This is a genomic window from Streptomyces caelestis, assembly GCF_014205255.1.
Taxonomy (GTDB): domain Bacteria; phylum Actinomycetota; class Actinomycetes; order Streptomycetales; family Streptomycetaceae; genus Streptomyces; species Streptomyces caelestis.
The window spans coordinates 5,413,614-5,436,720 of the sequence record NZ_JACHNE010000001.1 but is presented as its reverse complement, the minus strand read 5'-3'; the positions used below and the strand labels follow the sequence as shown (position 1 = coordinate 5,436,720).

The 23,107-nt window shown below is 72.3% G+C and carries 18 protein-coding genes; 6 read left to right on the top strand and 12 right to left on the bottom strand.

Going from position 1 to position 23,107, the window contains the following annotated elements:
* Positions 1 to 5 precede the first annotated feature (5 nt).
* The 9 genes from HDA41_RS24985 to HDA41_RS24945 all read right to left on the bottom strand — a co-directional run bounded on the left by HDA41_RS24985 (position 6) and on the right by HDA41_RS24945 (position 12,091).
* On the bottom strand, positions 6 to 962 hold the full coding sequence (locus HDA41_RS24985; protein ID WP_184987348.1) for an ABC transporter substrate-binding protein: 957 nt from the start codon (positions 960 to 962) through the stop codon (positions 6 to 8).
* Between the two features lies 1 nt (position 963).
* Complete coding sequence (locus HDA41_RS24980; protein ID WP_184987346.1) at positions 964 to 2,913, bottom strand: ABC transporter permease; 1,950 nt, start codon at positions 2,911 to 2,913, stop codon at positions 964 to 966.
* Entirely contained in the window at positions 2,913 to 3,986 is a 1,074-nt protein-coding gene (locus HDA41_RS24975) for a quaternary amine ABC transporter ATP-binding protein (protein ID WP_184993706.1), read from the bottom strand. Before HDA41_RS24975 ends, HDA41_RS24980 begins: the two co-directional genes overlap by 1 nt.
* 32 nt (positions 3,987 to 4,018) lie before the next feature.
* On the bottom strand, positions 4,019 to 5,551 hold the full coding sequence (locus HDA41_RS24970; protein WP_184987344.1) for a GMC family oxidoreductase: 1,533 nt from the start codon (positions 5,549 to 5,551) through the stop codon (positions 4,019 to 4,021).
* Positions 5,552 to 5,653: 102 nt separating this feature from the next.
* Entirely contained in the window at positions 5,654 to 7,174 is a 1,521-nt protein-coding gene (locus HDA41_RS24965) for an aldehyde dehydrogenase family protein (protein WP_184987343.1), read from the bottom strand.
* A 290-nt stretch (positions 7,175 to 7,464) separates the two neighbouring features.
* Positions 7,465 to 8,454, bottom strand: a complete 990-nt coding sequence (locus HDA41_RS24960) for a malate dehydrogenase (RefSeq protein ID WP_184987341.1) — start codon at positions 8,452 to 8,454, stop codon at positions 7,465 to 7,467.
* A gap of 487 nt (positions 8,455 to 8,941) precedes the next feature.
* Positions 8,942 to 10,180, bottom strand: coding sequence for a helix-turn-helix domain-containing protein (locus tag HDA41_RS24955; protein ID WP_230299422.1), 1,239 nt, complete (start codon positions 10,178 to 10,180; stop codon positions 8,942 to 8,944).
* A 398-nt stretch (positions 10,181 to 10,578) separates the two neighbouring features.
* The gene (locus HDA41_RS24950) at positions 10,579 to 11,247 is read right to left on the bottom strand and encodes a DUF3017 domain-containing protein (protein WP_311772158.1); all 669 of its coding nucleotides are present in this window, start codon (positions 11,245 to 11,247) and stop codon (positions 10,579 to 10,581) included.
* Positions 11,237 to 12,091, bottom strand: a complete 855-nt coding sequence (locus tag HDA41_RS24945) for a bifunctional methylenetetrahydrofolate dehydrogenase/methenyltetrahydrofolate cyclohydrolase (RefSeq protein WP_184987337.1) — start codon at positions 12,089 to 12,091, stop codon at positions 11,237 to 11,239. The genes HDA41_RS24950 and HDA41_RS24945 overlap by 11 nt, the downstream gene beginning before the upstream one ends.
* Positions 12,092 to 12,362: 271 nt before the next feature.
* Here HDA41_RS24945 and HDA41_RS24940 point away from each other — a divergent pair, with 271 nt between their 5' ends.
* The 5 genes from HDA41_RS24940 to HDA41_RS24920 all read left to right on the top strand — a co-directional run bounded on the left by HDA41_RS24940 (position 12,363) and on the right by HDA41_RS24920 (position 17,915).
* Complete coding sequence (locus HDA41_RS24940; protein ID WP_184987335.1) at positions 12,363 to 12,944, top strand: hypothetical protein; 582 nt, start codon at positions 12,363 to 12,365, stop codon at positions 12,942 to 12,944.
* Between the two features lie 132 nt (positions 12,945 to 13,076).
* The gene (locus HDA41_RS41515) at positions 13,077 to 13,823 is read left to right on the top strand and encodes an FHA domain-containing protein (RefSeq protein ID WP_184987333.1); all 747 of its coding nucleotides are present in this window, start codon (positions 13,077 to 13,079) and stop codon (positions 13,821 to 13,823) included.
* Complete coding sequence (locus HDA41_RS24930) at positions 13,820 to 15,382, top strand: protein kinase domain-containing protein (protein WP_184987331.1); 1,563 nt, start codon at positions 13,820 to 13,822, stop codon at positions 15,380 to 15,382. The genes HDA41_RS41515 and HDA41_RS24930 overlap by 4 nt, the downstream gene beginning before the upstream one ends.
* A gap of 103 nt (positions 15,383 to 15,485) precedes the next feature.
* Entirely contained in the window at positions 15,486 to 17,207 is a 1,722-nt protein-coding gene (locus HDA41_RS24925) for a serine/threonine-protein kinase (protein ID WP_184987328.1), read from the top strand.
* A 114-nt stretch (positions 17,208 to 17,321) separates the two neighbouring features.
* On the top strand, positions 17,322 to 17,915 hold the full coding sequence (locus HDA41_RS24920) for an ALF repeat-containing protein (protein ID WP_184987326.1): 594 nt from the start codon (positions 17,322 to 17,324) through the stop codon (positions 17,913 to 17,915).
* Between the two features lie 66 nt (positions 17,916 to 17,981).
* Here the strand turns inward: HDA41_RS24920 and purH are convergent, their stop codons facing one another.
* Together purH and purN are read right to left on the bottom strand one after the other, a co-directional pair.
* On the bottom strand, positions 17,982 to 19,544 hold the full coding sequence (gene purH / locus HDA41_RS24915; protein WP_184987324.1) for a bifunctional phosphoribosylaminoimidazolecarboxamide formyltransferase/IMP cyclohydrolase: 1,563 nt from the start codon (positions 19,542 to 19,544) through the stop codon (positions 17,982 to 17,984).
* The gene (gene purN / locus HDA41_RS24910; protein ID WP_184987322.1) at positions 19,541 to 20,179 is read right to left on the bottom strand and encodes a phosphoribosylglycinamide formyltransferase; all 639 of its coding nucleotides are present in this window, start codon (positions 20,177 to 20,179) and stop codon (positions 19,541 to 19,543) included. The genes purH and purN overlap by 4 nt, the downstream gene beginning before the upstream one ends.
* Before the next feature lie 321 nt (positions 20,180 to 20,500).
* On the opposite strand from purN, the gene HDA41_RS24905 reads away from it, so the two are divergent.
* Entirely contained in the window at positions 20,501 to 21,277 is a 777-nt protein-coding gene (locus HDA41_RS24905; protein WP_184987320.1) for a hypothetical protein, read from the top strand.
* Between the two features lie 46 nt (positions 21,278 to 21,323).
* Here the strand turns inward: HDA41_RS24905 and HDA41_RS24900 are convergent, their stop codons facing one another.
* A complete protein-coding gene (locus HDA41_RS24900; protein WP_184987318.1) occupies positions 21,324 to 23,054 on the bottom strand; it encodes a cell division protein PerM in 1,731 nt (576 codons plus the stop codon).
* Between the last annotated feature and the right edge of the window lie 53 nt (positions 23,055 to 23,107).

Below are 23,107 nucleotides of genomic sequence, written 5' to 3'. Positions count from 1 at the left end.
GGACGTCAGGACAGCCACTTCTTCCACGTGGACCGGTGGCTGTCCACCCACTTCTTCGCCGCGTCCTCCGGCGCCATCTTCTTGTCGGCGATCATCAGGGAGACCTCGTTCTGGTCCTCGGTCGTCCACTTGAACTTCTTCAGGAAGGCCGCCGCCTTGCCGCCGTTCTTCGCGAAGCCCGAGTTCAGGTACTTCTGCAGCGGCGTGTGCGGATAGGCGCAGGCGACCTTCTCCGGGTCGGCGTCGCAGCCCTCCTTGTACGGCGGCAGCTTCACCTCGGTCATGGGGACCTTCTTGAAGAGCCACTGGGGCGTGTACCAGTAGGTGAGGAAGGGCTTCTTCTCCTTGGCGAACTGCCTCATCTGCGTGATCTGCGCCGCCTCGGAGCCGGCGAACACCACCTGGTAGTCCAGCTTGAGGTTCTTCACCAGCGCCTTGTCGTTGGTGACGTAGGACGGCGAGCCGTCCATCAGCTGGCCCTTGTCGCCGCTCTCCGGGGTGCGGAACAGGTGGGAGTACTTGTTGAGGTTCTTCCAGTTCGTGATGTCCGGGTGCTGCTTGGCGAGGTACGTCGGGACGAACCAGCCGATGTGACCGGTGACGCCGAGTTCGCCGCCGGCGGTGATCGTCTTCTTGTCCTTGACGTACCGCTGCTCCTGCTCGGGGTGGCCCCAGTCCTCCAGGAGCGCGTCGACGCGGCCCTGACTGAGGGCGTCCCAGGCGGGCACCTCGTCGACCTGGACGGTGTCGACGCGGTAGCCCAGCTCGTGTTCCAGGATGTACTGGGCGACGGCCACGTTGGCCTGGGCACCCACCCAGGACTGCACGGACAGGGTCACGGTCTTGGCGCCCTGCGCATTGGCGAAGGGCGAGGCCTGCTTGGTCATGTCGGCGGCGCCGCAGCCGGTGAGCAGCGCCAGGGAGCTCAGAGCGGCGACCAGGGCCGTCTTGCGGACTCGCATGTCACGCTCCCTTCTTCGCGCGGCGTTCGGTGGGCTGGGTCACCCGGTCGAGCATCAGTCCGAGGCAGACGATCGCCGCGCCGGCCACCAGACCGGTCGCCAGATCGCCCTGGGCGAGGCCGAAGACGACGTCGTAGCCGAGCGCGCCACCGCCGACCAGGCCGCCGATGACGACGACGGCGAGGACCAGGACGAGGCCCTGGTTGACGGCGAGCAGCAGGGCCGGGCGGGCCAGCGGGAGCTGGACCTGCTTGAGCTGCTGCCAGCTGGTCGCGCCGAGCGAACCGGAGGCCTCCAGCGCGGCCGGGTCGACCTGGCGCAGGCCCTGGGTGGTGATGCGCACGACGGCCGGGAGCGCGTACACGATCGCGGCCGCGACGGCCGGGGCGCGGCCGACGCCGAACAGGGCGACGACCGGGATCAGGTACACGAACTGCGGCATCGTCTGGAAGACGTCGAGGACGGGGCGCAGCAGCCGCTCCAGGCGGTCGCTGCGGGCCGCCGCGATGCCGGTGGCGAAGCCGACGACGAGGGTCACGGCGACGGCTGCCAGGACCTGCGACAGCGTGTCGAGCGACGGCTGCCAGACGCCGAGGACGCCGATCGCGGCCATGGCGAGGACGGCGGTGAGCGCGGTGCGCCAGGTGCCGATCACCCAGGCCAGGGCGGCGACGATCAGCAGGACCGACCACCAGGGCAGCCACTGGAGGCCGTCGCGCACCGGGTCGAGGACCCAGGTGGTGAAGTGGCCGGCCCAGTCGGCGGTGCCGCCGATGACGGGGACGCCGGAGTACAGGTGCGCGGTCATCCAGTCGACGGCGCGGTTGACGGGCTCGGCGATGCCGACGATCCAGGCTTCGGGCCAGTCGAGCCGGCCCGCGAAACGCCCGGCGACCGCCACGGCGACCACGCCGATGAGGGCGAGGAGCCAGCCGAGTCCGCTGCGGGGCTCCGGTTCGGCGCCGAGCTTCTCCCCCGCCGCGCCGGTGACGCGGTCCAGGACGACGGCCAGCAGCACGATCGGGATACCGGCGGCGAGCGCGGCACCCACGTCGACCGAGGCCAGTGCCTGGTACACGCGGTCACCGAGACCGCCCGCGCCGATGACGGCCGCGATGACGGCCATGGACAGCGCCATCATGATCGTCTGGTTGACGCCGAGCAGGAGTTCCTTCCGGGCCAGCGGGAGCCGGGCGGTCAGCAGCCGCTGCCGTGCGGTGGAGCCGAGCGACTCGACGGCCTCCAGCACCTCCTTGTCGGCGCCGCGCAGACCGAGCGAGGTCAGGCGGGCCATGGGCGGGGCGGCGTAGATGACGGTGGCCAGGACGGCCGCCGGGACGCCGATGCCGAAGACCAGCACGACCGGCAGCAGGTAGGCGAAGGCGGGCAGCACCTGCATGGTGTCCAGGACCGGGCGCAGGACGCGGTCCATCCGGTCGGACAGCCCGGCGGCGAGCCCGAGCAGCATGCCGACGACGACCGACGCGACCACCGCGACGACCATCAGGGCGAGCGTCTGCATGGTCGGCACCCACATGCCGAGCAGGCCGCAGGCGAGGAACGCGACGGCCGTGCCGAGCGCGAGCCGGACGCCCGCCACGCGCCAGGCGACCAGCGCGCCCAGGGCCGTGACGCCCGCCCAGCCGATGGCGAGGAGGGTGAGGTAGACGGCCCGTACGGCGATCACGACGACGTTGCTGACGTGGCCGAAGAAGTACAGGAACAGCGGGTGGCTGTCGCGGTTGTCGATGATCCAGTCGCTGGCCTTGGCGAGCGGCTCGGAGAAGTCGACGGTCAGTGCGCTCGGCCAGGTGCCGCTCGCCCAGCGGGCGTTGGCCAGCGGGACGAGGATCGCGGCGGCGACGGCCAGGAGCAGCAGCTTCTGGAAGGCACGGCTCTTGAGCAGCGCGGGCAGGCCGATACGGGGCGGGGAGGCGGTGATGGTCGCCATCACACCGCCTCCTTGGGCTGCTCGGTCCCCGGCGGGGCGGGCTGCTCCGTGCCGGCGACGACGCCGAGCAGCGTGTCGGAGTCGATCACGCCCACGCAGCGGCCCTTGTCCATGACACGGGCCGGCGCGCCGGCGCGGGCGACCGCCTCGATCGCCTCGGAGACCGTCGCCTCGGGCCGGACCGCCGGTCCGCTGCCGTCCTGGTCCGCCGAGGGGCGGCGCATGGCCGTGCGGACGGTCATGACCTGCTCGCGCGGGACGTCCCGGACGAACTCGCGGACGTAGTCGTCGGCGGGCGAGCCGACGATCTCCTCGGGCGTGCCGAGCTGCACGACCCGGCCGTCGCGCATCAGGGCGATGCGGTCGCCCAGCTTGAGGGCTTCCTGGAGGTCGTGGGTGATGAAGACCATCGTGCGGCCCTCCTCCTGGTGCAGCCGGACGACCTCCTCCTGCATGTCGCGCCGGATCATCGGGTCGAGCGCGCTGAACGGCTCGTCGAACAGCAGGACTTCGGGGTCGACGGCGAGCGCGCGGGCGAGGCCGACGCGCTGGCGCTGGCCGCCGGAGAGCTGGCCGGGGCGGCGGTGCTCCATGCCCTCCAGGCCGACCTTGGCGACGACCTCGGCGGCCCGCTCGCGCCGCTCGGCCTTGCCCATGCCCTGGATCTCCAGGCCGTAGGCGACGTTGTCGAGGACCGTGCGGTGCGGCAGCAGGCCGAAGTGCTGGAAGACCATGGCGGCGCGGTGGCGGCGCAGTTCGCGCAGCCGGGAGCGGTCCATGGCGCGGACGTCCTCGCCGTCGATGGCGATGGTGCCGGCGGTCGGTTCGATCAACCGGGTCAGACAGCGCACCAGCGTGGACTTGCCGGAGCCGGACAGGCCCATGACGACGAAGACCTCGCCCTTGCGGACGTTGAAGCTGACGTCCCGGACGGCGGCCGTGCAGCCGGTGCGGGCGCGCAGCTCGGCGGGGTCGAGGGCGGTGAGCTCGGGGTCGGCGGGAACGCGGTCGGCCTTGGGGCCGAACACCTTCCACAGGCCTTCCACCGAGAAGACGGGGGTGGTGGTGTCCATGGTCTGCTCCGTGCGGGGTTCGAGGATCGCGGTCACCGGGAACCACCACCGATCAGCTCGGCGGCCTTCTCCCCGACCATGAGCACGCCGATCATCGGGTTGACGGTGGTCATGGTGGGGAACACGGACGCGTCGGCGATGCGGATGCCCTCCAGGCCGCGGATGCGCAGCTCGGGGTCGACGACGGCCGTCCGGTCGTCGGCGGCGCCCATCTTGCAGGTGCCGGCCGGGTGGTAGACGGTGTGCGCGACCTTGCGGGCGTACTCGCCGAGCTCCTCGTCATCGGTGACGTCCGGGCCGGGGGCCACCTCGCGCTTGAGCCAGCCGGCCAGGGGCTCGGTCTTGGCTATCTCGCGGGCGATCTTGATGCCGTCGACGAGGGTGCGGCCGTCGTAGTCGTCCTCGTCGGTGAAGTAGCGGAAGTCCAGGGCGGGCTTGACCTCGGGGTCGGCGCTGGTCAGGTAGATCCGGCCGCGGCTCTTGGGCTTGGGGATGTTCGGGGTCATCGAGACGCCGAACTCCGGCCGCTGGTAGCCCAGTCGCTCCGGGTTGTCCGTGAACGGGATCTGGTAGAAGTGGAACATCAGGTCGGGGTGCGGCAGTTCGGGGTCGCGGCGCACGAACAGGCCCGCGTCCGAGTCCATCGCGGAGTTCTCCGGGATGGGGCCGTTGGTCTCCCACACGATCACCGACTCGGGGTGGTCGAGCAGGTTCTCGCCGACGCCCGGCAGGTCGTGCGTGACGGGGATGCCGAGCTTCTCCAGGTCCGCCTTCGGGCCGATGCCGGAGTGCATCAGCAGCCGGGGCGAGTCGACGGCGCCGGCGCACAGCAGGACCTCGTTGCGAGCCTTGACGAGGATCTCCTCGCCGTCCTTGGTGCGCACGTGCACGCCCTCGGCGCGGTTGCCGTTCAGCTCCAGCTGGTACGCCCAGGTCTCCAGCAGGATCGTCAGGTTGGGGCGCTCGTCCATCACCGGGTGCAGATACGCCACCGACGCCGAGGACCGCTTGTTGTTCTCGGGGTGGTAGGCGAGGTCGAAGAAGCCGACGCCCTCGGTGAACGGCTTCTGGTTGAAGCCCTCCACGCGCGGCACGTCCAGCGCCGCCTGGGCGGCGTCGACGAAGTCGCGGGCGATGGCGTTCCGGTCCCGCTCGTCGACCGGGACGATGTTGTTGAGCAGACGCGCGAAGTACGCCTCCATCTGCACCGCGCCCCAGCCCTTGGCGCCGGCGGCCTCCCACTCGTCCCAGTCGGCGGGCAGCGGCTTGAACGCGATCAGCGTGTTGTGCGAGGAACAGCCGCCCAGGACCCGGGCCCGGCTGTGCCGGATGTGCGAGTTGCCACGTGGCTGCTCGGTGGTGGGGTAGTCGTAGTCGAGCTCGCCGCCCAGCAGGCCCATCCACCGGCGCAGGGTCAGCACGTCGTCGCGGCCGACGTCGCTGGGGCCGCCCTCGATGACGGCGACGGAGACGTCGGGGTTCTCGGTCAGGCGGGAGGCGATGACGGAACCGGCGGTTCCGCCGCCTATGACGACGTAGTCGAATTCGTGGGTGTTGTCGGGCATGGGGGTGGTACTCCAGTGGGGGCTGAGGTCCAGGGGGCTGAGGTCTGCGGGGAGTCGGGGACCCGGGGAACGAGGTGCGGAGGATGCCGTCAGGGGTGCGGGTCAGCCCGCGAACCAGCGCACCGGCTTCGGCGCGAGGTTCTGGTAGACGTGCTTGGTCTCGCGGTACTCGGCGAGACCGGCCGGGCCGAGTTCGCGGCCCACACCGCTCTTGCCGAAGCCGCCCCATTCCGCCTGCGGCAGGTAGGGGTGGAAGTCGTTGATCCAGATCGTGCCGTGCCGCAGCCGGCCGGCGACGCGCCGGGCGCGGCCCGCGTCGGTGGTCCAGACGCCGCCCGCGAGCCCGTACTCGGTGTCGTTGGCGAGGGCGACGGCCTCGTCCTCGGTGCGGAAGGTCTCGACGGTGAGGACCGGCCCGAAGACCTCCTCCCGCACGACGCGCATCTCGCGGTGGCAGTGGTCGAGGACGGTCGGCTCGTAGAAGTAGCCGTTCTCCGGGCGCTGCGGGGACGGTGCGGGGCGCTTGCCGCCGGAGCGCAGTACGGCGCCCTCCTTGAGGGCGGACTCGACGTACATCTCGACCTTGGCGCGCTGCTGTTCGGAGACCAGCGGGCCGCACTCGACGCCGTCCTCGGTGCCGCGGCCGAGGCGGATTTTCTCGGCCCTGCGGGCGAGTTCGGTGACGAAGCGGTCCCGCACGGACTCCTCGATGATGAGGCGGGCGCCGGCCGAGCAGACCTGGCCGCTGTGAATGAAGGCGGCGTTGAGGGCCTGGTCGACGGCGGTGTCGAAGCCCTCTTCGGTGGCGCAGGCGTCGGCGAAGACGACGTTGGGGTTCTTGCCGCCGAGTTCGAGGGCGACCTTCTTGACGGTGGGCGCGGCGGCCTGGGCCACCTTGGTGCCGCTGATCAGACCGCCGGTGAAGGAGACCAGGTCGACGTCGGGGTGCTCGGAGAGCCGGGCGCCGACCGAGTGACCCGGCCCGGTGACGATGTTGGCGACTCCGGCGGGCAGTCCGGCCTCGACGAGCAGCTCGATCAGCGCGATGGTGGTCATCGGGGTGATCTCGCTCGGCTTGACGACGAAGGTGTTGCCGGCGGCCAGGGCCGGGGCGATCTTCCAGCTGACCTGGAGCAGCGGGTAGTTCCAGGGCGTGATCATCGAGCAGACGCCGATGGGCTCGTGCACGACGACGCTGTGGATGTCGGGGGAGCCGGCGTCCACGACCCGGCCCGGGCTCTCGGCCGCGACCAGGTCGGCGAAGTACCGGAAGGCGCTGGCGACGTCGTCGATGTCGACGCGCCCTTCCTCGACGGTCTTGCCGGCGTCACGGCTCTCCAGCAGCCCGAGCTGCTCGCGGTCGCGCACGAGCAGGTCGGCGACGCGGCGCAGCAGCGCGGCCCGCTCGGCGGCGGGTGTGCGCGGCCACTCCCCCTCGTCGAAGGCGCGCCGGGCGGCGGCGATCGCCAGATCGGTGTCCTTCTCGTCACCCTCCGCGACCACGGCGAACGGCAGGGCGTCCGCGGGGTCGAGGATCTCGCGCGTGGCACCGGAGACGGCCGCACGCCATTCCCCTCCCGCGTGGATGGTGCTGCGCGCCTGGAGTTCGTTGCTTTCCGCCATGATCGCTTTCGCCTTCCGTTCCTGATCAGCGCCCCTGTGTCACAGATGTGTCACTAAAGACCGAGTGCGCCTGCCCTGGTCACTCGGATGCATGCGCGATCGGTGGCCGAAAGTGCGCTGTGTCACGGGAGATGCGGACAATCACAGCGAAATCGGGCGCGATCAGAGGTGGTGGCGTCAGCAAGGCCACGAGGGCCGGGTCCGGAAAGCCCGCAGGCCCCGTACCGGACGGAACCGGTACGGGGCCTGCGCGGAACGCGGAGAGGCTCCGGTCGGACGAGTCGGGCGACTCAGATGAGGCCGAGGCCGCGGACCGCCTCGCGCTCCTCCTCGAGCTCCTTGACGGAGGCATCGATCCGGGCGCGGGAGAACTCGTTGATCTCCAGGCCCTGGACGATCTCGTACTTGCCGTCCTTGCAGGTGACCGGGAAGGAGGAGATCAGACCCTCCGGGACGCCGTAGGAGCCGTCCGAGGGGATGCCCATGGAGACCCAGTCGCCCTCGGGGGTGCCGTTGACCCAGGAGTAGACGTGGTCGATGGCGGCGTTGGCGGCGGAGGCGGCCGACGAGGCGCCACGGGCCTCGATGATGGCGGCGCCGCGCTTGGCGACGGTCGGGATGAAGTCCTCGGCCAGCCACTTCTCGTCGTTGACGGCCTCGGCGGCGTTCTTTCCGGCGACCGTGGCGTGGAAGATGTCCGGGTACTGGGTGGCGGAGTGGTTGCCCCAGATGGTGAGCCGCTTGATGTCGGCGACCGTCGAGCCGGTCTTCTTCGCGAGCTGGGTCAGGGCGCGGTTGTGGTCCAGACGGGTCATCGCGGTGAACCGCTCGGCGGGTACGTCGGGCGCGGCGGCCTGGGCGATGAGGGCGTTGGTGTTGGCCGGGTTGCCGACGACGAGGATCTTGACGTCGTCCGCGGCGTGGTCGTTGATGGCCTTGCCCTGCGGCTTGAAGATGCCGCCGTTGGCCTCCAGCAGGTCGCCGCGCTCCATACCCTTGGTGCGGGGGCGGGCGCCGACGAGCAGGCCCACGTTCGTGCCGTCGAAGGCGACGTTCGGGTCGTCCGTGATGTCGATGCCCTGCAGGAGCGGGAACGCGCAGTCGTCCAGCTCCATCGCCGTGCCCTCGGCCGCCTTCAGGGCGGGCGTGATCTCCAGCAGGCGCAGCTTCACCGGCACGTCCGCGCCGAGCAGCTGACCGGAGGCGATGCGGAAGAGCAGGGCGTAACCGATCTGGCCGGCCGCGCCGGTGACGGTGACGTTCACGGGAGTGCGGGTCATGGCGTTCTCCGTATGACAGCTGGCGGTGGGGCGTCCCTGCCCCGGACGTTTGATCGATCTCTTGGCGTCAAGAGATCCATCCAGCGGTCAGGCTATCGCGCATCCGGGATCTCGTACGGCCGGGTCGGTGTGGCCCAGCCCACAACTCACCCTGACCCGTACAAAAAGGCGGCCGCCCGTCCGGGAGAGGTGGACGAAGGCGGCCGCCGGGGGGAACCGACCAAGCCGGACTCCCGTGGGGGTACGGTTCGCGTGCCCCCGATTCCGCCGAGCAATCCTCCCTCTCCAAAATTCACTCCACGACCGGTTTCCGCTGCCGGGAGCATCCGCCTCCCGGGACAGCCCGCGCGCGGGCGCTGCGGCCGGGAGCGATGCATTCCCCATGTGCGAAGCGACCCACGGCGCGCCAGGCACCCGCCCGGTCCCAGCCCCGGCCGGAGGCGAGGCGCCCTCGGGAAGCCGAGCCGTCAGGTGCCCGGCGGTCCCCCTACTCCGTGCAGCCCTGCCGACCGGACGCCAGGGTGGTGCAGGCCTTGGCGTCGGCGGCGTTCTTCACCGACACCATCGGGGTGTACGCGATGGTGTCGCCGGCGGCGGTGATGCTGCCGGTCTGCTTCGCCTTGCCCGAGCTGACCTGGACCTCGTCGCCCTGTGCCGCCTGGGTGATACGGCCCCAGGCCGCCTTGCAGGTCTCGCTGTAGCGGACCTCGACGACGGTCGTGCCGACGGTCGCGGTCTGGGCCGTGGTCACCAGGTCACCACTGCATCCCATGCTCTCCGCGTCCTTGCCGGTGCAGCTGTCGCCGCTGCACTTCACGCCGGGCGGCAGATCCGGGTTCGTGCCGGCGGTCGGCGCGGGCGACTTCGTGCCGCCCTTGGCCTCGTCGTCGCCACCGCCACCGGTGAGGTAGAACGCACCGGCGATCACCACGAGCACGCCCACGACACCCGCGAGGAACGTCACGGCCCGCCGCTTGCCGCCAGAACCGCCGGCACCACCCGCGCCCGCCGGGACGGCGTCCTGCGGCGGTGCGCCGTACGAGCCCGCCCCGGCGCCCGGTGTCCGGGCGGTTCCGGGAGCCGAACCGGGCGTGGAGCCGGTTCCCGTGCCGACGGCACTCCCGCGGCCCTGGGACGGACCCTGGTACCCGGCCATGCCCCACGAGTTGACTCCGGTCGCACCGCTCCGGCCGCCGCCGTCCTCGCGTACACCGCTGCCCGTCGAGTCCTGCACCTCGGGAGCCGTCGGCTGTGGCGGCACGGTCGGGGCGACGCCGGCCGGGCCCGCGATGCCCGGCGTGACCGTGGCGCTGCCGCTTCTGCGGGGCGGCCGGCCGCCGCCCGCGGAGGCGGTCTTGCCGTCGCCCTTGGAGCCGGCCGAGGGGCTCCCGAAGTCCTGCCCTCCGAACTCCCCCAGCGCGGCGCGCGCCTGGGAGATCCGGATGGCCTCCATCGTCATGTCGTGCCGCATCTCCGAGCGGCTCCAGGCCCGCTCGGCGAGCTCCCACATGGTGGTCAGGTGCATCGGGTTGGTCCCGGTCACCTCGGCCAGCGCCACGATCGCGCCCTTGGGCGCGAGCAGCCGGCCGTTCAGATAACGCTCCCACGACGTCTTGCTGTAACCCGTACGGTCCGCCACCGACGCGATGCTCAGACCACTGCGGTCCACGAGCCGGCGCAGCTGGCTGGTGAACTCCCTGATCTGCGGATCGAGCTCATCCGGCAAGGCCCTCCAACGAGGCATTGCTTCCCCCCTCTTCCCCCCGGTACGTGCTGTTGTTTCCCGCGCTGTTCGCCCCGCGCGTTGGCGGCCTTGGCCGAGTCCCCGTTCTGGCTACCCACAGGGATGCGCCCACTCAGGATCTCAGTTCCCGGAGCGGGGGCGCACAGGAGCACAGAAGCCGCGCGCGATACACCCTGGACCGTCCCGATTGTCCATGCCAACCCCGTGGTTGCACCACTTCGTGCCGAATCTGCCGGAGGAAGTACCGGAACCAGTACCGGAACCGTCACTTCCGTGCCACAGCGCTCTGACAGCCGTTGAACAGGCTCCTCGCCGTGCAGGAAGGTGGGCCGTGGCGGCGGCCCGTCCTTCCTCGGGGGAGAGGACGGACCGCCGTCCGGTCACTCGCTGGTGATCGTGAAGTGCAGCGTGTCCTTCAGAAACGGGAGCTGGAGCCAGGGATCCGGCTGCGCCATCAGCGCCAGCAGGACGATCGCCAGGCCCATGACGCCGTACGTGACGATGTCCGTGAACCGGGAGCGGACGGCGAGCATCCCGACGTCCGGCAGCAGCCACCGCAGCACACCCCCGCCCAGCAGGGCGGCACCGATCAGCAGCGTCCCGAGCCGGAACTGACCGAACGCGGTCACCAGCAGCCCGAGTCCGACCAGAGCCAGCACCGCGAGAAGGGGCCACTGCCGGGCCGGCGCGAACGCGTCCCCGGGCGCGGCCCGGCCACCGCCCTCGGGCCGCGCGGTGTCCTTGGTGAACAACGGGAACCGCCGGGTGACCCGCCGCGGCCGCCCCTCGCCGTCGGGCGCGCTGACGGGGTCCCGCACGGTGAGCTCGCCGTCCTCCACCCGCACCGCCGGCTCATCACCGATACTCACACCGGGCGCGTCCTGCTCACTGGTCGCGTCCTGCTCGCCTTGCACCGCCTGCGCGCTCGGAACCGCCGGGTCGCCCTCCGCGCCCGCACCGTCCCGCACGCCCCGGCCGGCCGGGGCACTCCCCGTGGTCCCGGCGCCCGAGGCGCTGCCCGCGCTCCGCGCGTTCCGGTCAGCCGACACTGCGCTCCGCCGCCTCGACCACGTTGACGAGCAGCTGAGCGCGGGTCATGGGGCCGACTCCGCCGGGGTTCGGGGAGATCCAGCCGGCGACCTCAGCCACGTCGGGGTGGACGTCGCCCACGATCTTGCCCTCGGCACTCCGGGAGACGCCGACGTCGAGGACGGCCGCGCCCGGCTTGACGTCCTCGGCACGGATCAGATGGGCGGAACCGGCCGCGGCGACGATGATGTCCGCGCGCTTGAGGTGCGCCGACAGGTCACGCGTACCGGTGTGGCACTGGGTCACGGTCGCGTTCTCGCTGCGCCGGGTCAGCAGCAGCGGCATCGGCCGGCCGATGGTCACACCCCGGCCGACCACCACGACCTCCGCGCCCTTGATCTCCACGCCGTAGCGGCGCAGCAGGGTCAGCACGCCGTTGGGGGTGCAGGGCAGCGGGGCCGGCTCGTTCAGGACGAGACGGCCGAGGTTCATCGGGTGCAGGCCGTCCGCGTCCTTGTCGGGGTCCATCAGTTCCAGGATGCGGTTCTCGTCGATGCCCTTGGGGAGCGGCAGTTGCACGATGTAACCCGTGCAGGCCGGGTCCTCGTTCAGCTCGCGGACGACCGCTTCGATCTCCTGCTGCGTCGCCGTGGCCGGCAGCTGCCGCTGGATGGAGGCGATGCCGACCTGCGCGCAGTCACGGTGCTTGCCGGCGACGTACTTCTGGCTGCCGGGGTCGTCCCCGACCAGGATGGTGCCGAGGCCGGGCGTGACGCCCTTCTCCTTCAGCGCCGCCACGCGGGCGGTCAGATCGGACTTGATCGCGGCTGCGGTGGCCTTGCCATCGAGAATCTGGGCGGTCATGGCCCCATCCTCGCGGATGACCCGCCCTCGGTTCCAATCCGGCCGCAATCCGGGCACCGCGGGACCCGTCCTCCCGTATCCGCCCATGATCAGCGATGTTGCACTTGCACAACACATCGGGAATGCGGCTGGACAAGCCCGTCAGTGGTGAAGAACGATGACCTGACAAGTGCCGCGGGCAGCTCAACGGGGGGACGGCCGCAAACTGAAGAACTCTCCTCCGTACGGATGCCACGCGTCCCCGCACTCGGACCAACGGAGGAAAGCCCCCATGAGCTACGGCGACCCGAACAACCCCTACGGCGCTCCCCAGGGACAGCCGCAGCAGCAGCCGGGCTACGGCTACCCGCAGCAGCAGGGGCAGGCGCCCGGTTACGGCTACCCGCAGGCCCCTCCGGTGTCCCCCTACGGAGCCGGCCCCGCCGCGCCGACCACGATGCCGGGCTCGGTGAGCGCGGCCCGCGTGATGATGTGGGTGATCGTCGGTCTGCAGGTCGTCGCCGTGGTGCTCCTCGGCCTCGGCGCCGCGGCACTGAACGCCGCCAAGGACGAAGAGACCCTCCAGGACAACATCGCCCTCCAGGACCTTGTCGGCCAGTCGACCGGCCTGATCTGGGGCTACGTGGTGTTCGGCCTGGCCTGGCTGGTGTTCGCGGCCGTCCTGGCGACGAAGTTCAAGAACGGCGGCAACGGCGCCCGCGTCACCATCCTGGTCTTCGCCATCATCACCGCCGTCCTCGGCATCTACCCGTTCGTCCTCGTGGGCCTGGTGCACACCGTCCTGGCCATCCTGGTCGCGGTGTTCGTGGGCAACGCCAACGGCAAGGCCTGGTTCAACCGCCCCCGTTACTGAACGGATGCCGGCGAGCGGACCAGTTCGCGCCCATCACATCCAAGGGCCGTGTCTCACCCGTACGAGGGGGGCACGGCCCTGGTGCGTCGCCCTAGTCTGACAGTGGTAGCTGTCAGGCACGGGGAGAGCACCTTGTACAGCATCATCGTGGTACCTCCGCCGACCACGGAGGACGAGCGGAACCGCAGCCAGATCAGACTCGCGCCCGGCGAACGCCTCACGTTCGGCCGGTCCGTGAGCGACAACGGCCTCCGCATCAGCCATGACGGAGTCTCCCGCCAGGCCGGTGAGATCGCCGCGCACGGCGCCTTCTGGACCCTCAGCAACCTCAGCCGCGAACAGACCTACGTGGTGGAGAACCCGGAGGGCGCGGGCGAACACGTCAAGGTCGCGCCCGGGCGGCTGGACGCGCCGATCCCCTTCGAGTTCTCGCGGATCGTGCTGCCCGCCGCCGGCGACCTGCTGGCCCTCGAGGTGTGGGCGCCGCGCCACGACTACCTGAGCGGCACGGGCGGCCTCGACGGCGCCACGACCGCACCGGCGTTCTCCCTCGACCGCAGCAAGCGCTACTTCGCGGTCCTGGCCGCCCTGTGCGAACCGCGCCTGCGCGGCACCCCGCACGCCCCGCTGCCCACCGTCGACCAGGTCGCCGAGCGCCTGCGCCCCACCTGGCCGGCCGCGTCCCGTACGTCGGTGCAGTGGAACATCGACTACCTCGCCGTGAAGCTGCGCCTCAAGCCGGGCCCGGAGAGCGCGGACACCGGCCCGCGGCTCAACGGCAAGAAGGAGTCCCTGGTCTCCCTGGCGCTCCGCTTCGACCTGGTCCGCGAGGACGACCTGGGGGTCCTGGCCGGCCCGCCGGGCCGGGTGACCCGGTGACCGAGCCGTACGCCGTCGCGGTGCCGAAGGGCTACCGGGTCGGCGTATGGGAGGTGCGCGAGCCCCTCGCGACCGGCGCCTTCGGCAGTGTGTACGCGGCCCGGCGCACCGGGGAGAGCACGGAACTGCCGCGGACGGCCGCCCTGAAGTTCCTGCCCACCGGCACGGCCACGCCCCGCCGCCTGACCCACCTGCGCGAGCTGATCGAGCGGGAGGTCGAGCTGTACCGGCGGCTGAGGCATCCGCGGCTGGTGCGGATGTACGAGACGCTGACGGTCGACGACCCGGACCGCCCCGAGCTCGACGGCGCCACGGTCCTGGTGCTGGAGCGGGCCGAGGCCTCCCTGTCCGCCCTGCTCACCGCCACGCCCCGGCCCGAGGCCGGTCCCGCACTGCTCGCGCAGATCTGCGAGGGCCTGGCCCAGTTGCACGGCGCTGGCTGGGTGCACGGCGACCTGAAACCGGCCAACGTGCTGCTGATGGAGGACGGTTCGGTCCGCCTGGCCGACTTCAACATGGCCGCCGAGCTGGAGGGCACCCACGCCTACACCCCGGCGTTCTCCACCCCGGACTACACCCCGCCCGAGCTCCTGTGGACCGAGATCGGCGAACGGGGCCGACGGATCCGCCCGTCCGCCGACGTGTGGGCCTTCGGCGTCCTCGCGCACCTCGTCCTCACCGACTCCTTCCCGCTGCCCGGCGCGACCCCGACGGCCCGCCGCGACGCGGCCGCCGCCTACGCCCGCGGCACCGACGAGCTGCGCCTGTCGCCCGAACTGCCCGACGAGTGGCGGCAGATCATCTCCGCCTGCCTGACCCGCACCCACCAGGACCGCATCTCCGGTGAGGCCCTGCTCGGCCGCGTGCAGGCGGCCACCGGCACCGGCCACCGCTCCTTCCGCCTGCCCCGCCTGCGCCCGGCCCGCCGCCGCTCGCGCCGCATGGCGGTCCTGGCGGCCGGTGTCGCCGTCGCCGCCCTCGGTTACGGCGTCGCCACCTGGGCCGATCCCGGCGACGACGGCGACAGCAAGGCCGCCGAGACGCGCAAGGTGACGCCCGCCACCTACGGCGCCTCCGAACTGAGCACCGGCAAGGGCGTCCCGGTCGCCTACCGGCGGCTCATCGTCGACTCGGCCCACGACTGCGTCCAGCCGGAGATCACCCCGGCGCTCATCGCCGCGATACTGAAGGTGGAGAGCGACTTCGACCCCGATCTCTCCGACCCGGACGCGGGCGAGGAGGGCGAGTACGGCATCGCCCGCTGGACGCCGAGCATCCTGCGCTGGTGGATCCGCGCCGACGGCGTCCCCGCGAAGGAGACCCCCAGGCCGCCGCTCACCCCCTCCGAGTCCATCCCGGCCATGGCCCGCTACCTGTGCTTCGCCGAACCGCGTCTGGAGGCCGGGCTGAGCGGCGACCGCCGGGTGCTGGTCGCCGTCGCGTACCGGACGTCGTACAAGACGGTGAACAACGCGGGCGGCGTTCCCCCGAAGTACCGCGACTACGCCGCCCGCGTCGCCCACTACCTCAAGGAGTACACGCCGGCCGCGAAGAAGTGACCCTGAGAGTTCACAGGTACTCCCCCGGCGCCGGGTACCTCGGGCCGGAAGTCCGTCTCCGGTACCGTTTCCGGCATCGCTGTCGGGACCAGCCGGGGGATCCATGTCAGACGCCGCCTTATCGCAGACCGGTGCGGTGCCGCTGCGGCCCGCCGATCCGGTGCGGGTCGGACCGTACGTTCCGCTGGGGCTGCTCGGCAGCGGCGGCATGGGCCGGGTCTATCTGGCGCGGCAGGGGGACGGGACGCCCGGACTCGCCGCGGTGAAGGTCATCCGGCCCGAGTACGCCGAGGACGTGGCCTTCCGCCGCCGGTTCGAGCGGGAGGCCACCGTGCACGCGCGCGTGGGCGCGCCCTACACGCCGGAGCTGCTGGGCACGGGCTTCGAGCCGGACAGCGAGCTGCTGTGGATGGCGACCGTGTACTTACCCGGTCTCAACCTGGCGGAGGCGGTGCGGGCGTGCGGCGTCCTGCGACCGGAGGGTGCCTGGCGGCTGGTGGGTGATCTCGGGCGGGCGCTCGGCGCGCTGGCCGCGACCGGGATCGTGCACCGGGACTTCAAACCGTCCAACGTTCTCCTGACCCGGCAGGGCGCCCACCTCGTCGACTTCGGCATCGCCCAAGCCGTCGACGCCAGCACGATCACCATGACCGGCAACCGCGTCGGCACGCCCGCCTACATGTCCCCCGAGTACCTCAGGGACGGCCGCTGCGACTCGGCCTCCGACGTGTTCTGCTTCGCGAGCACGGTCGTCCACGCGGTCACCGGACACGCCCCCTTCGGCGACGGCACCGGCGTGGACGTCCTGCACCGCATCGCCTCGGAGGAGCCGAACGCGGAGGTCATGGCCGAGGTGCAGACGGCCGACCCGGCCCTGGCCGCCCTCCTCACGGCCTGCCTCTCCAAGGAACCGGCCCTGCGCCCGAGCCCCCAGGACCTGGTCGGGGCGGCGTCGTCCCGGCTCCGGTCCGCCTCCTGGCAGGAGCCGCTGGGCAGCCGCATCCTGGCCCGGCAGCAGGCCTACGAGGTGCTGAGGGACAGTCCGTTGCCGCCGCGGCGCGTACCGCGGGCGGTGGGACGTCCGGCGGCGGCTGGGGGGCCGGGGTTCGGGCCGCCCGGATCGGCGCCGAGGCCCGCCGTATCTGCGGCGGGCCCGCCGGCTGCCGGGAGTACGCCGGTGGCGGCACCGGCTGCCGCACCTCCCGCCCGGCGGCGGCTGATGCCGTACGCCGCCCTCGCCGCCGTGCTCACGGTGTGCGCCGTCGCCCTGACGGTTTTCCTGGCCACCCGCCCTTCGTCGGCCGGCGACACCGGTTCCGCCGCCCCCAGGGCCGGTGCGTCCCGCGACGGTGCCGACCGGACGGCGCTGCCGGGCTCGAACCGGCCGGATTCCTCCTCACCGTCCCAGCAGGTCCCTGAGAGCGAGGGGACGCCGACGGGCACCTCGCCCAGCCCCTCGGACCACGAGGCCGAGACGGACACCCGCACCACCACCCCCGCTCCCCCGTCGAGGACGACACAGCCCCGGCCCACCGCCACGGAACCGCCGAAGACGCCGACCGCCCCGGCCAGGCCCCCGTGGCTCACCGACTGCACCTCCTACTCCGGCACCGAACTCACCCGGCGCGGCGACCACGGCCAGCGCGTCGTGCAGGTGCAGTGCATGCTGACCAAGCGCGGTTACGACGTGGGCGGCGAGGGCGTGGACGGCCAGTTCGGCAAGGACACCGCCACGGCGGTGCGCGGCTTCCAGCGCGCCAAGGGGCTGGACCCCGACGGCAAGGTCGGTCCCAGGACGTGGGCGGCGCTGCGCGCCTCGACGTGAAAAAAGGCGCTGCTCCGGCCGACGGGGAATGTGAGGATGTCCGCACCGGGGCCCAGGCACCTGCCTGGCGCCACCCGGCCCCATCAACTCCCTTTTCTCTTAGGCAGGTCACGCATGAGACCCACCCGCGGTGCCCTGATCGTCGCCGCCGTCCTGACGCCGGCCCTTCTGCTCACCACCCCGGCCGTCGCCGCCGGCACGGCCCCGGCGACCCCCGCCGTGACCGCCACGGCGGTGACGGACGGCACGCCGGTGGACGAGATGTCGGAGGACGATCTGCGGATCGCGATCCTGCGCGTCATCGCCGACGAGGACAGCGGCCGAGGCGTCGTCAGGGAGGCCAACGAAGCCCTCGACGGCACGGTGGAGGACATGCGCGCCTTCCTGAAGACGGGCTACCGCCTCGCCCAGGCCGAGGACGACCGCGTCGCCATCGCCCGCGTCCTGAGCGACCCCGACTCCGGCCGGGGCGTCAAGCGGGAAGCCGCCAAGGCCCTCGACGTGAACACCCCGGAGGCCCTGCGCGCCTTCCTGGAGACCGGCTACCGCCTCGCCCAGGCCGAGGACGACCGGGTCGCCGTCGCCCGCATCCTGGCCGACCCGAACACCAGCGACGCGCTCCGGGCCGCCGCCGAGGAGGTCATCGACGGCACGCCGGAGGAGCTGCGGTACTTCCTGGAGGTCGGGCGGTACGAGGTGGACGGCTGAGTCGTCCGGGGAGCGGGCCGGCGGTGCCGCCGGCCCGCTGCGCGATCGTCAGCGGAAGATCCGCCGTCAGTGGAAGAAGTGCCGCGTCCCGGTGAAGTACATCGTGATGCCGGCCTTCTGCGCGGCCTCGACGACCAGCTCGTCGCGGACGGAACCGCCGGGCTGCACGATGGCCTTGACGCCGGCGGCGCCCAGGACGTCGATGTTGTCGGGGAACGGGAAGAACGCGTCCGACGCGACGTAGGAGCCCCGGGCCCGCTCGGCCCCGGCCCGCTCCACCGCCAGCTTGCAGGAATCGACCCGGTTGACCTGCCCCATGCCGACGCCGACCGAGGCACCGTCCTTGGCGAGCAGGATCGCGTTGGACTTCACCGCGCGGCAGGCCTTCCAGGCGAAGGCGAGCTGCTGGAGCTCGTCGGCGTCCAGCGCCTCACCGGTCGCCAGCGTCCAGTTGGCCGGGTCGTCGCCGTCGGCCTGGAGCCGGTCGGTGACCTGGAGCAGCGCGCCGCCGTCGATGGGCTTGACCTCGACGGGGTTCGACGGGCCCTCCGGGCAGCGCAGCACGCGGATGTTCTTCTTCTTGGTGAGGGCTTCCAGGGCGCCGTCCTCGTAGTCCGGCGCGACGATGACCTCGGTGAAGATCTCCGCGACCTGCTCGGCCATCTCCTTGCTGACCGGGCGGTTGACCGCGATCACGCCACCGAACGCCGACAGCGGGTCACAGGCGTGCGCCTTGCGGTGCGCCTCGGCGACGTCCGAACCGACCGCGATTCCGCAGGGGTTGGCGTGCTTGATGATCGCGACACAGGGCTCGGCGTGGTCGTACGCGGCACGGCGGGCGGCGTCCGTGTCCGTGTAGTTGTTGTACGACATCTCCTTGCCGTGCAGCTGCTCGGCCTCGGCGAGGCCGCCGCTGCCCGAGACGTACAGGGCGGCGGGCTGGTGCGGGTTCTCGCCGTAGCGCAGGGTGTGCTCGCGCTCCCAGGTGGCGCCGAGGAAGTCGGGGAACTGCGACTCGTCGACCGGCGCGTAGGAGGAGGCGAACCAGGAGGCGACGGCGACGTCGTACGCGGCCGTGTGCTGGAAGGCCTCGGCGGCGAGCCGCTTGCGGGTGGCGAGGTCGAAGCCGCCGTTCTGGACGGCGGACAGGACGTCGGCGTAGCGGGCCGGGCTGGTGACGACCGCGACCGAGGGGTGGTTCTTGGCGGCGGCCCGGACCATCGACGGCCCGCCGATGTCGATCTGCTCGACGCACTCGTCGGGCGAGGCGCCCGAGGCGACGGTCTCGCGGAACGGGTAGAGGTTGACGACGACGAGGTCGAACGGCTCGACACCCAGCTCGGCGAGCTGCCGCTGGTGGTCCTCCAGGCGCAGGTCGGCGAGGATGCCGGCGTGGACCCTGGGGTGCAGCGTCTTGACGCGGCCGTCCAGGCACTCGGGGAAGCCGGTGAGCTCCTCGACCTTGGTGACCGGGACGCCGGCAGCGGAGATGCGGGCGGCCGTGGACCCGGTGGAGACGAGCTCCACACCGGCCTCGTGCAGGCCACGGGCGAGCTCCTCCAGCCCGGTCTTGTCGTAGACGCTGACGAGCGCCCGGCGAAGGGGCCGCTTGTTGCTCTCGGCGGTCACTGGATAACTACCTTTCGTCCCTCAATGCGATAGCCGTTGCGGGCGAGCCGCCCCACGACCTCGACGAGCAGCCTTCGCTCGACTTCCTTGATGCGCTCGTGCAGAGCGCTCTCGTCGTCCTCGTCCCGGACCTCGACCACGCCCTGGGCGATGATCGGGCCGGTGTCGACGCCGTCGTCGACGAAGTGGACGGTGCAGCCGGTGACCTTGGCGCCGTACGCGAGCGCGTCCCGCACGCCGTGGGCTCCCGGGAAACTGGGCAGCAGGGCCGGGTGCGTGTTGACGAACCGCCCCCCGAACCGCGCGAGGAACTCCTTGCCGACGATCTTCATGAACCCGGCGGAGACGACGAGGTCGGGCTCGAAGGCGGCGGCGGCCTCGGCGAGCGCGGCGTCCCACTCCTCGCGGCTGCCGTAGTCCCTGACCTTGCACACGAAGGTCGGCAGCCCGGCCCGCTCGGCACGCGCCAGCCCCTCGATGCCCTCGCGGTCGGCGCCGACGGCCACGACCTCGGCCCCGTACTCCTGCGCGCCGACGGCGTCGATCTCGTCGAGGAGCGCCTGCAGGTTGGTGCCGGATCCGGAGACCAGCACGACGAGGCGCTTGGCGCGCGGGGCCACGGGCTTGGCGGCCACGGTGGGGGCCTTTCTCGGGGGAGCGTCTGTCCAGGCGGCCGGCCTGTGGCGTTTGTGCATTCATACGAATGCTTCGCGCCCCCGGATACGGGGAAGCCTACGAACCGGCCGACCGTCAGCAACGATACCGGCACACCGGGCAGCCCCCACGGGACGGGGGCATGGCCGGAAGGTAGCGTCTGGGCGGAGCCGGTTCGGGAACGCCGTCCGGACGCGATGCGTTCAAGAAGGGGCGGACCCAGGTCCGACACCGTTCAGTTCTGTCCACTCGTCCCTGCTCACCTACTCGTTTCTAATCACCAACGGGAAGACGCTCACTTGATGCCGGACCGCAGCATGCGACTCCTCACGTTCCCCCAGCTCTCGGCGCAGGGAGGGGAGCGCGGCAGCGTGCTGCTGCGGGAGCGCCCCAGCTCACCACCCGACGCGCCTTCGGACGGCGACCGCGGCGACGAGCGAGGGCGCGGCTCCCAGGAGGACAACCCGTTCGCCCCGCCGCCCGAGGGCACCCCGGACCGGCCCTGGCAGCCGCGGCGCCCGTCGGGCGACGACTCCCAGGACGCAGGCGAGGGCGACCGTGCGCCGTGGGGCGGACGGTGGAGCGACCGGCAGCCCGGCCGCTCCTCCGGCGGCTTCGGCGAACGCCCCCGCGGCGGCCCCGAGGGCCCGGGCGGCCCCCAGGGCGGCCAGAACCCGCGCTGGGACCCGACGGACCCCGCCCAGCGCCGTGCGCGCTATGCCCTGCTGTCGGGCATGTGGGCCTTCTTCTTCGCCCTCTTCAGCTGGCCGTACGTGGCGCTGCTGCTCGGCGCGCTCTCCCTCTACTGGGGCATCAGCGCCCTGCGCGCCAAGCCCCGCAGGGCCGACCCGGACTCCCCGGTCTCCGAGCAGACGGGCCGCCCCCACACGACGGCCGCGGTGAGCGGACTGGTCACGGCGTCCCTGGCCATCGCCCTGGTCGCCGCGTCCTTCACGGCCCAGCTGGTCTACCGCGACTACTACACCTGCATGAACGACGCCCTCACGAACAAGGCCGAGCAGTCCTGTACGGAGCTTCTGCCGAAGGAGCTGCGGGGGTTGCTGGGGACCAACGACTGACGGGCGGCCTGCTGCTGCACGGGTGTCCGGTTCAGGGGGTGTCCGGTCAGGGAGTGTCCGGCTTCTGGCTGGGCTCGGGCGCCGGGTCGGCCGGCAGGAAGTCGTACGGTTCGAATGTGGTGGCGTCCTGCTGGTCCTGGAGTCCGCGCAGGGCGTCGTGGTCGAAGGGGGCGTAAGAGGTGTAGGGGGCGTCCGGTGCCGGGGGTGACGTTCTCGGCTTCGTGTCCCTGTCGGCCGGGGAGGCATCGCCTCCGGCGACTCCGGCGATCCCGGTGTGGGTGAACCAACTCCGGCCGGGGCGCGAGCCCTTCCGCAGGCGCCTGCTCTTTCGGGCGCCCTCGGCCGGTTCCTCCCGCTGCCTGCCGATTCTCGGCCCGTCCGTCTGGGGTTCCCGGCATCGCCAGGCCCGTACGGTCACCGCCGTAGGGATGGCCACCAGCACCAGCCACGCCAGCGTCGCCGCACCCACCTGCCACCACACCGGCCCGAACCGGGCCAGGACGGCGACCCCGAGCGGCCCGCCCGCCAGCGCGGCGAGACCCGCGAGTACGACCGCGCACAGCACGGCGGCGAGCGCGGCGGCACGGGCGGTGCGCCCCGGCGGCCAGACGGCATCACGCCCGCCGCCCGGCCGTGTCCCGCCGCGCTCTCCGGAGGCAGCCCCCTTCCCCGCGACCCAGCCGACGACCACCCCGGCGGCCACCGGCACGACCCCGGCCGCCGCCCAGTGCACCAGCCGCCCCTCCCCCGTCTCCGGCACCGCCGCCAGCAGCGGAAACGGCGGCAGGAACGGAGCCGGCGCGGAGGACAGCGGGCTGACGACATGGCCGGCGCCGAGCGCGAAGCCGGGGCCGAGGGCGTAGGCGGCGCCCCACACCGCCGCGTTCGGCACCAGGGCCGCGCACAGCAGCAGCACCGCGAACCGTCCCGACCACCCCTCCGTCAGCCGCAGCAACGCCGCCTGGGCCGCCGCGCCGTGCCCCACCAGCGACACCGCCACCAGCAGCGCACCGCCTCCGAGCAGCACCGCCGCCCCGGCCGCCGCGGCCCGCAAGGCGACGCCCGGGCGCCCGTCCGGACCGAGGACCAGCGGCCGTGCTCCCACCGGCAGCACGCCCAGCAGCCGCCGCAGCGGCCCGTCCGGACGGCCGTACGCCGACCACACGCCCGCCCCCGCCCCCACAACGGCGACCAGCGGCACGCACACCCCGGTCCACACCCACGACGGCCGCAGCACGCCGCCCGCGGTGTACAGGGCGGCGGGCGCGGCGACGGCGAGGTAGCCGAGGACGACGCCCGTCCATGCGGTACGGGCGGACACCAGCGGCGGCGCCACGACCCTCGCGATGCCCTCCACCACCCCGACGCCCTCACCGAAGCCGTCGTCGGTGCCGTCGTCCCCGTCCACCGCCCCGCCGCCCGTGGCGTCCCGCGCCGCCCGGTGCAGCAGCCACACCGGCAGGGCGAGCAGCAGCAGCGGCGGGATGCCGACGGGTGCCGGGACGCCGGCGAGCGTGTCGGTGCGGACCAGTTCGGCTCCGTGGGCCAGCAGCCACAGCGCCGCCGCCGTGTGCAGCGCGCCGCCGGGCCCGCTGTCGGGGTACGGCGAGGTGATCCACAGCGTCATCACCAGTACGGCGAACGACGCGAGCCCGAGGCCCGCCGCGACCGCACCACCCACGAGGGCGCCGACGAGCCCGGGCGCACGGTCACGCATCCCGGCGAGCAGAGGCGACGGCGGGCGGCGGCGAGCGGTCATCTCGATCACGCCCGCCATGCTCCCAACGACACGCGCTTTCCCGTCGCAACAGGCGAACCACCGTGGTGTCG